Origin of the sequence: uncultured Methanobrevibacter sp. (assembly GCF_900316895.1) — an archaeon.
Classification (GTDB): Archaea; Methanobacteriota; Methanobacteria; order Methanobacteriales; family Methanobacteriaceae; genus Methanocatella.
On record NZ_ONER01000006.1, the window covers coordinates 25618 to 34710 of the forward strand.

The following is a 9093-nucleotide window of genomic DNA, read 5'->3' on the forward strand; positions in this document are numbered from 1 at the left end:
TCCGTAATCATTCCTAAAGAGGATAGTCCATAATCATTTCGATGCTATAATCAAATCATAAATGTTATATGGAGGAAGTTCAATTCTATAGTCCAAGACTTCAATCAAAGCTTCAATACCTCTTCGGCCGCTTGACATTAGTTGATAGGTATTTTTAGGAACAAAAATAATTCCTCCAGTCTTGACCTTTAAAAGTGCATCCAAAATAATCCTTACCTTCTCTGCTTCGTTTTTATCAATCAGACTCTTATTCAAATTTACGAAGACAAAATCAAAATTGCCTATAACATCACTGATTTCTTCATATCCAATCTGTAATATGTTGATGTCATCGGCAAACTGGTCTGTTACACAAAGTCCAGTTCCGTGTTTTTCAATTTTTTCAAGCATTGGCTTAAGTTCACTTAAATATACATCATCATCTTTCAATTCTTGATATGATGAATCATCACTTAGAATCAGTGAGAATGCATGTCGCTCAACGCCCCTTAAAAAGTTTAAGTCATAATCTACAGCGGCCTTGTCCTCATTTACTAAAAAGATATAACCTGCAGCGGTGTTCAAATCTATGGTCTTTCTGTAAAACAGGTCGGGATATGTTGTATTGACTAGGTTGCCGTCATGGTATGCCTTCAATTTTTTGCGCATATTGACTATAGGGGATGATCGGGCAATCATGTTTTTCGGAGTGATGAAGAATTTTAAAGTACCATGGGCATGCAGTTTATATTTTTTTTGCAGTTCCTCAAAGAAACATGTTGGCTTTAGGTAGGAGTCCAGAATGCTGTCGGTTTCGTGCTGGCCGGAAATTCTGTCTAAAAAATCAGCGGACATGCCTCCACCACATGGGCGGCAGTTAACTTCAATCAAAACAGGCCCATTTTCGTCAATCATATACTCTCCATGAACCGGTCCGTATTGAATTTCCAATGCATCGGCAACCTTATAGGCATATTCCACCATTTCAGCCTCACCAAGACTCAAGTCATTCACGGTTTCACAGGAATCATAGACAATGGCGCCCTCGGATGTTCTAACCTTATTGTATTTCCAAATCAGTGTGACCCGATGAATGCCTTTGTGGGTTACTGTATTGACGATATACTCGGTACCGTTTATACGTTCCTGAATCAGAAGTTCCTCTATTTCATCGCCGTAATAGTTGACATCATCAAACAGCTGATTGACTGACTTAATTATTTCATCCCGATTGAGACAGATGCGCACGCTTGCTGAACCTGCACTGTATGTTGGTTTTATGACGACTTCCTTCAGGTTTTCACTATCATAGAATTCCAATGCTTCATCCAGGGAATGAACAACCTTTCCCTTTATTGAACGAAGTCCTCTTTCAGCCAATCTGTTGTGCATTTCGTTTTTCAAGGTTATTACATCAAGGTTTTCAATTGGATTGCCTAAAAGGCCCAATTCATGAGACAATCTGGTTGCCAGAATAACTCCCCGCTCATTTCCGGGAACAATCAGAAGTGGATTTAACTTTCGAACCTCTTCAAGGGTCTCCTCAAATGTATCCTTTTCATAAATCATGTCAAATTCATAAGGGATCAATTTGTATTCCTCGTGAACATGTTCTCCAAATTCTTTTCCGGCTTCTGTGTCTGAATCATTCAGCTCTAATACAACAGGATTATATCCTCTATTGATAATGTCCCCAATAAAATTTTTTCCGGTAGATATACACTCAATGACAATAATGTTTCTCATAAGACATCTCCCCAATCTATTGAATTTTGTTTAATCATAATTACATGATATGAATATCATATAGTAATGTATACTTTCCTTATTACAAATTTTGATTTTGATAGTTAATTAAATTTGTGTTAAGTAAAATCAGTCATGGATTGTTAAAAGGAATTTGAGGATTGTCCTGATTGGCTATTGGTGATTTTGTTCAAGGGTATTTTGGTCGGTAAAAAAAGGAATTAAAAAAAAATAAAAAAATATTAATTTACGTTCATCTATTTAAATTCCAAAGACTGATGAAATTATTCCGGGGGTAACATGAGCCTCTATGACGGCGGCAACTGCCAGGAATATTATATCTAATACCAATAGAATCACTATGTCTTTCAAATCAGTGTTTATGCCGTCAAAGCTTCTGGTTTTAATTATGTTTATTTCCCTGCGGGTTATGATGAATGCTATTGTCAGTGCAAATACTGTGGCCAGATATTCAATAATTCCATGTGGAAGTGTTGAAACCATACCGAATAGAAAATCCTGTCCTATATAATGGCCTGCGATAAAACTGCTGGACAATACGTTCCAAACAGAGAATATTGAAAATAATATTCCTCCAAGTATTGTAATGATGTCTATCATGAAATTATGGACAAAATATTCCAAAGCGCTTGTGCCATTATCATTGCTGGTAATATTGGTTTTGATATTGTGTTCATGGCTAAATGCAATCATTTCACTCATTTCGCCATAGCTATCTCCAGCTTCAAAATATCCTACAATGCTTCCGACGATTAATGATCCGAATACAATTATGAATGCTATTAATAGCAATTTTTTATTTCTATTTAAAAATTCCTTGTCAATGAATTTCATATTGTTAATTATATTTCAAGAAGTATAAAAATTATATGGCAATTTTCAAAAGAATTGTGTGATTTTATCTTTTTTGTAGGTTTGGATTTGATTTTAAAAAAATAGTTGAGTAGTTGATACTCAAATTAATATAATCTGTATGCGTCATATGCTGCGACAAGGCCGTAGATTATATGCACCACATGCTGGATTGTCTCTTGTATGTTGAAATGAAAGAGAGCTACGGATATGATGACTGCAATTATAAAAAATATTGCTCCTCTTAGTTTGTATCCCTCTATTGCCTGACCTAAACCCGGAATGAAAAATGAAAAAATTCCATTTGTTACTGCATCGCTTTCTACCAAATTATTCACCTCAAATTGTTTTTCATATATATTTTTAGGAATGCCTAAATATATAGTTTGTGGAAAATAATTTACGTTTAAATTATTTTTGTAAAAAGGTGAAGTATATTATATTTCATTTTTAAAATATCCATTGTGATATTATGAAATTAAAAAATTTTTTAATAATTGGTTTAGCTATTGCAATTATTGCAGTAGGTCATTGTCCGCAGCGGATGATGATGACGTAAGTATATTGAGCGCATTGGACATTACTCCATTTAATGAGGATACAAATGTAACAATTGATGGAATTAACTTCAATGTTCCTAAAGGTTATGGAGAACAAAAAGACATCGCAAAAGATGATGATAAATATAATTTAGGAAGCGAAGAGATTACATTAAGCAATCATCAATACATAAATGAAGATGGTGACCTGCTTAATCTCCAGGTGGTTTTCATCAAGGATAAAAACTATACAATGGATTCCTTAACCCCTGATGACGGTGCAGTTAAAAAAACCATTAACGGCAAAGATGGATTCTACTCCGAACAGGACGGTATTGCAATGTTCATGTACGCTCAGGATGGAAAAAGCGTTCAGGTCACCGGTAAAGAGGATGTCGTATCTAAAGTGATTGTATAGAATTATGTAACATTATTTAAATAAGTGGTCTTGCACCACATATATATTTTTTTTAAATATTAAAATTGTATGTTTTAGTGAAAAGTATTTAATATTTATTTAACAGAAATATTATTGAAAAATTTTAAGGAGGAAAAAAATGGCAAATCCTATTATTGCTGCAATAGCTTCATTCATTATTCCAGGTATAGGTCAAATCTATGCAGGGGATGTAAAAAGAGGTATAATGTTTATTATAATAGTCATAATATTCCATGTTATAGGTCACTTCACCACAGGAATACATCATATAATATCAATTGTTGTGACTCTGATTTATCGTATGTTCATTGCTTATGATGCATACAAAGTGGCTCAATAGCAATCAAATCCTTTAAAAAATGAAGCTAATCAAGATGAAATTAACAAACTATTTCAAGCCCATAAAAATTGATAAGGATTCTTAACTGCATTTCATTTGCTGTTAAACTATTTTTTTTTCAAATGGAATATATTTCTGTACTTAATTCGTTAGATTTATTTATTTAATTTTTAATATTATACTTTGGGGAATAGTCATGCCAGTGTTTAAAATGAAAAAAGTTTGGGATTATGCCACATATAACAAGCCATTCTTTATATTTATTTTGTTTTTGTTATGTATATGGGTTTTAATTGACGATTACACTGAGACTATTGATTCGCTTGAGGTAATCCTACTTTTAATTGTGTTGAATTCATTATTATTTGGATATGGAATGACTGTTACTCGTGATAGGATAAATAATGGTAAAAGATTACCAAAAATCATGTTAAAAGATGTTTTAATATTGGGATTTAAATCATTTATAGTTTTTGGAGTTTATTTTGGTATTCAGGGATTTATTTTGAAGATTATATCTTCTCCTCTGGGGTTTCCTCCATTTGATTTGGAGGATATGTTGATGGATGCTCCCGAAACCGTTCAGTTATTGATTTCACATAGTCCTGTTGATGTATTAATGTTTCTATTTTTAGGATCGGTTCTGTTTTATATCACTGTATTTTTCATGGAAATCGCATTGGGAAGGCTTGCAGATACCGGTGAATTAAAATCCGCTTTTGATTTGGTTGGAATCAAAAGGGATATTGATACGATCGGTTGGTTGGAATATGCAAAGGATTATACTTTGATTCTTTTAGCTATTGTTATTTTTTCATATCTCAACATTATTGTAATTCCCAATGATATTTTAAATTATATTTGGGAGGTTTTGTTGTACCTGTTAGTGCTTATAACTCAATTTTTGGGTATTGGTGCAGTTTATAATATTGTTAAAGAAAAAGAAAAAGAAAAAAATGAGAGTTCCCAGGTGGAACAGTCTTGATGCTGATTTTTTGAGTGGGTTGGTGATGGTATGGTGAATAAAATTGCATTGGCTCCCTGCAACGGAATGAGTCCAAACGGTTTGGTTTCTCGTGTAGCGGTCGGGGACTGCAGAAAAGAAAACGAAAATGTAATATCAATTTGTATGGGTTCGACTTCGGCTGATATTGAAGGCAAAAATGATGGAATGCTTAAGAAGTATCCGATTGTTGCTGTCAACGGATGTCCGAACGGATGTGTCAACAAAATTCTGGAAAATAAGGGAATTGATGTGGCTGGAACAATTGCAGTCAATGAAATTTTAGAGGGTCTTCAAGTATCTGCAAAAGATCCCTTCAGATTGGACAGTGAAGCTGAAGAATGTGTAAAAATAATAACCGAAGAATTAAATAAAACAATAGAAAAGCTCTTGTGATATTTTTATATTAGTTCATATTTGATTTTTAGCAAGTGCTCATTAGACACTTGCTAAAAAATTATCACCTATTTTTCAAGAACGGCAATATAATCCATTCTTTTCCTTAGCATTGGAAGCCAGGTTATTATCCTGTAATGTGGCTTGTAGACATTGACTCCATCAAACAGATTAACGTCTTTAATCCATTTGAAATTATTATTGAATTTTGTTAGTTCGTTGCCTTTTTCAACGCCCCATATGAACTTGGAATCTGTATCTTCTATTGATTCTTCTTTGGTGTTCTTAACTGAAACCGGAGGCATTATTTCCATGAATATTGTGCATTTGTCAAAATTTGCATCAATTATGTTTATTATGCTTTCCACATCATTCTGATTAAGATACATTGTCAATCCCTCAACAATGAACAGGACATCCTTTCTTATTTTAATCTCTGGAGCCCAGCCTGAATCCATTGCTGAATAGGCAAGTGTTTTTACCCTGTCTGTATCCTCAATGAATTTCAATCGGTATTTGGCTGAGTTTTCCAAATCAACATTGTACCAGTTGATCTTGCCGTTGTCCAGTCTGTTGAAGCGTGTATCCATTCCGGATGCAATATTTACGATTGTGCATTCCGGATGGGCGTTAATGTAGTTCCCGACCATTTCATCCAATACTATTGTTCTTGCAATGGTTCCCATTTGCATAAATTTATCCTTTTCAGCTATGCTGAAATCGTAATCAACTTTTGATATTACTTCTATTGCCTTTGAATCATAGAATTTATGGTTTTTTTGCTGTGAATGTTTTGCTTTTGCAAACAATGTTAAAAGCATGGTTTTTTCTACGCCTTCTAAATTCATAAGTTTTCCTCCATGGATTATTTTAATTTATATAATAATTGTGCCCAATACTATATAAATTTTTAGGCATACCTAAATTTTTTCCGAGCATTGTGAATCAGTAATATATTTCATACTTGAATTACAAATTATATCTCATGAAATATGTTAAACTTGGAAACTCAAATTTGAATGTGAGCCGTGTATGTATGGGTTGCATGGGATTCGGAGACCCTCAAAACGGAATGCATACATGGACACTGCCTGAGGCGGAATCAATCGAGATAATAACCAATGGACTTGATAACGGAATCAATTTCTATGACACTGCTATAGGATATCAGAACGGAACATCCGAGCAGTATGTCGGAAAGGCGATTCGTGAAAATGCCTCAAGGGAAGATGTTGTGGTTGCAACCAAGTTTCTGCCAAGATCAGAAGAGGACATTAAGAATAATGTCACAGGTCAGGAGCACATTCACAACATGGCTGAAAAGAGTCTCTCCAATCTGGGTCTTGATTATATTGACCTTTACATCTATCACATGTGGGATTACAACACTCCTCTGTATGATATTCTGGAAGGTTTGAATGAGGTAATCGAAGAGGGCAAGGTTAAATACATAGGAATATCCAATTGCTTTGCATGGCAGCTTGCAAAGGCAAATGCACTCGCCGAAAGCGAAGGATTTGCAAAGTTTGTATCCATCCAGGGACATTATAACCTGATTTTCAGAGAAGAAGAGCGTGAAATGATTCCTCTGTGCCAAACAGACAATATCGCAACAACACCTTACAGTGCCCTTGCATCAGGAAGACTGTCAAGACTTCCCGGAAATGATTCTAAAAGAATGAAAGAGGATTTCTACGCTAAATTGAAATACCAGTCAACAGAAGCCCAGGATTCAGAAATCATCAAAAGGGTTGATGAACTGGCGGGAAATTATGAGGTGTCAATGACCGAGGTGTCCCTTGCGTGGCTGCTTACAAAGGTCACATCTCCAATCGTTGGAGCCACCAAAATGCATCATGTCGAAGGTGCTGTCAATTCGGTTGATTTGAAGCTGTCTTCAGATGACATTGCCTATCTTGAAGAGCCATATGTCGCCCATGACTTGGTTGGTGTGATGGCGGACAACAAGCTTTCAGCCACAGACAACGAGAAAGTTTGGGCCAAGCATACAAAAAATAGGATTTAGCCTTTAAATGAAATCTTTCATGAATAAAAGGTTAAAAATCGTCAGGATGATGGGCAGTAAAAATTTTCAAAAAAATATATTTTTTTTGGGTTTGTGAATCCCCGTCATTTACGACGGGGAAATTCAATTAGACTGGAATATTGTTATTTTACAAATACTAGTCTATAAACGCCATATAAGAATAGTATGACTGGAGCAATAAGTGCATGATAGTTTTTAGTCATGAAATATGAAACGATTCCAATAATCAAAACCAACACTCCACCTATAAACCATTCCACTGATCTGTTCATTTTTTACCTCCGTAATTTTTATATTACTATATATGTTTAAAATAATATAAAACTATTATTAAATAGATGAATCGTATTCAATTGTTTATATGGTATTTGGTGATTTTCATTCAAATAACAACTTATCTATGATATCCATATCAAGGTTCTCTTCAACGATTTCTGCCAGCCTGTTTAATGAATAGTCCTTTTGTGTCTCGTAGGGGTCTTCGCCATATTTAGCCTCAAGGCCTTTGTTAATCCTTATATAGTTCAAAAATTCCCTTCTGAAATTGTAATTGTGAAATATTCCATGGAAATATGTTCCAAATGCATTTCCATTGCTTGCTCCATCAATCAGCCCTTCATCGTTGTTTCCCTGGCCTTTTTTTATGTTAAGTAACGGTTTGGAGTTTAAGAGTTCAGTTGTTCCCTCATGGATTTCATATCCTGTAACTTCTTCACCGGAAATGTTTTTAAATATTTCGCCGGCGATGCCGTTTAAATCGTCAGGTATTGTTGCAACGGACTGTGTAACTATTTTTCCGGCTCTTGAAAAGCTTGATTCAATATCCAAAAGTCCAAGACCTTCAATTGTTCCATGCTTTGATTCGCGCTTGTCCTCATCATATATAATGTTGCTTAAAATCTGTAGGCCTCCGCAGATTCCTACAATTGGAATCTCGCCGGATTTTTCAATTATCCTTTCGGCAAGACTGCTTTCATGAAGTGCAAACATGTCCTCTGTTGAGTTACGGGTTCCTGGAATTATTATTGCGTCAACGTCTCCGATTTCATCGTTTACACCAATCATCTTAAGTGCCACGTCGCTTTCATACTCGAAGGGGTCGATGTCTGTGAAATTGGCTATTTTTGGAAGTCTTATCACTCCAATGGTGATGTCCTTGTCCTCTGCAAAGACGTGTGTCGTCAGTGATGCGGAATCCTCTTCGGGAAGCCTTAATGTTTCGTCATACGGCAGCACTCCCAATACAGGTTCGCCGGTTATCTCTTCAATCCTGTCAAGACCAGGTTTTAGGATATCCAGATTTCCTCTGAACTTGTTGATTACTGTAGCCTTGAGGCGTGACCTGTCATAATCGTCAAGCAAAACATATGTTCCGGCTATTGCCGCAAAGACTCCTCCCATCTCAATGTCTGCTATAAGGATTACGTTTGCATCTGCAAGGTGTGCTATTTCCATATTTGCAATATCCTGGTCGCGCATGTTGATTTCGGCCGGAGATCCTGCCCCTTCAATGATTATTATATCGTATTCATCGGAAAGTATCCTGAAGCTTTCCTTGATGGCGTTGAATGCATCATCATGGTATTTGTGCTGGTAGTCATAGAAGTTCATGTCTCCTATGGATTTTCCCTGGATGATTACATTGGATGTGAAATCTCCCTTTGGTTTCAGCAAAACGGGATTCATGTGTATGCTCGGTTCAATCATTGCGGCTTCCGCCTGCAGCATCTG

At 35.6% G+C, this 9093-nt stretch carries 11 protein-coding genes; 5 read left to right on the forward strand and 6 right to left on the reverse strand.

The window, feature by feature from the left end; translation table 11 throughout:
* Positions 1-33 precede the first annotated feature (33 nt).
* From QZN27_RS01570 to QZN27_RS01580, 3 genes are all read right to left on the reverse strand, one after another.
* The gene (locus QZN27_RS01570; protein ID WP_296782792.1) at positions 34-1725 is read right to left on the reverse strand and encodes an ATP-grasp domain-containing protein; all 1692 of its coding nucleotides are present in this window, start codon (positions 1723-1725) and stop codon (positions 34-36) included.
* Positions 1726-1986: 261 nt separating this feature from the next.
* Positions 1987-2580 carry a stage II sporulation protein M gene (locus tag QZN27_RS01575; RefSeq protein ID WP_296782793.1) on the reverse strand — a complete coding sequence of 198 codons (594 nt, stop codon included), beginning with the start codon at positions 2578-2580 and terminating at the stop codon, positions 1987-1989.
* A 125-nt stretch (positions 2581-2705) separates the two neighbouring features.
* The gene (locus tag QZN27_RS01580) at positions 2706-2927 is read right to left on the reverse strand and encodes a hypothetical protein (RefSeq protein ID WP_296782795.1); all 222 of its coding nucleotides are present in this window, start codon (positions 2925-2927) and stop codon (positions 2706-2708) included.
* 202 nt (positions 2928-3129) lie between these two features.
* On the opposite strand from QZN27_RS01580, the gene QZN27_RS01585 reads away from it, so the two are divergent.
* The 4 genes from QZN27_RS01585 (at position 3130) to QZN27_RS01600 (ending at position 5315) form a co-directional block, all read left to right on the forward strand.
* Positions 3130-3555 (forward strand): hypothetical protein, encoded by a 426-nt coding sequence (locus QZN27_RS01585; RefSeq protein WP_296782797.1) that lies wholly within the window; start codon positions 3130-3132, stop codon positions 3553-3555.
* Positions 3556-3694: 139 nt separating this feature from the next.
* The gene (locus QZN27_RS01590; RefSeq protein WP_296782799.1) at positions 3695-3916 is read left to right on the forward strand and encodes a DUF6677 family protein; all 222 of its coding nucleotides are present in this window, start codon (positions 3695-3697) and stop codon (positions 3914-3916) included.
* Between the two features lie 196 nt (positions 3917-4112).
* On the forward strand, positions 4113-4901 hold the full coding sequence (locus QZN27_RS01595) for a DUF4013 domain-containing protein (protein WP_296782801.1): 789 nt from the start codon (positions 4113-4115) through the stop codon (positions 4899-4901).
* Between the two features lie 30 nt (positions 4902-4931).
* The gene (locus QZN27_RS01600) at positions 4932-5315 is read left to right on the forward strand and encodes a putative zinc-binding protein (protein WP_296782802.1); all 384 of its coding nucleotides are present in this window, start codon (positions 4932-4934) and stop codon (positions 5313-5315) included.
* Positions 5316-5383: 68 nt separating this feature from the next.
* Here QZN27_RS01600 and QZN27_RS01605 read toward each other — a convergent pair whose 3' ends face one another.
* Positions 5384-6163, reverse strand: a complete 780-nt coding sequence (locus QZN27_RS01605; protein ID WP_296782804.1) for a class I SAM-dependent methyltransferase — start codon at positions 6161-6163, stop codon at positions 5384-5386.
* Between the two features lie 137 nt (positions 6164-6300).
* Here QZN27_RS01605 and QZN27_RS01610 point away from each other — a divergent pair, with 137 nt between their 5' ends.
* Positions 6301-7341 (forward strand): aldo/keto reductase, encoded by a 1041-nt coding sequence (locus tag QZN27_RS01610; RefSeq protein WP_296782806.1) that lies wholly within the window; start codon positions 6301-6303, stop codon positions 7339-7341.
* 143 nt (positions 7342-7484) lie between these two features.
* On the opposite strand, the gene QZN27_RS01615 is transcribed toward QZN27_RS01610, so the two are convergent.
* Positions 7485-7634, reverse strand: coding sequence for a hypothetical protein (locus QZN27_RS01615; RefSeq protein WP_296782807.1), 150 nt, complete (start codon positions 7632-7634; stop codon positions 7485-7487).
* Between the two features lie 106 nt (positions 7635-7740).
* The coding region (gene cobQ, locus QZN27_RS01620; RefSeq protein WP_296782810.1) for a cobyric acid synthase CobQ at positions 7741-9093 on the reverse strand (1353 nt) is incomplete at its 5' end.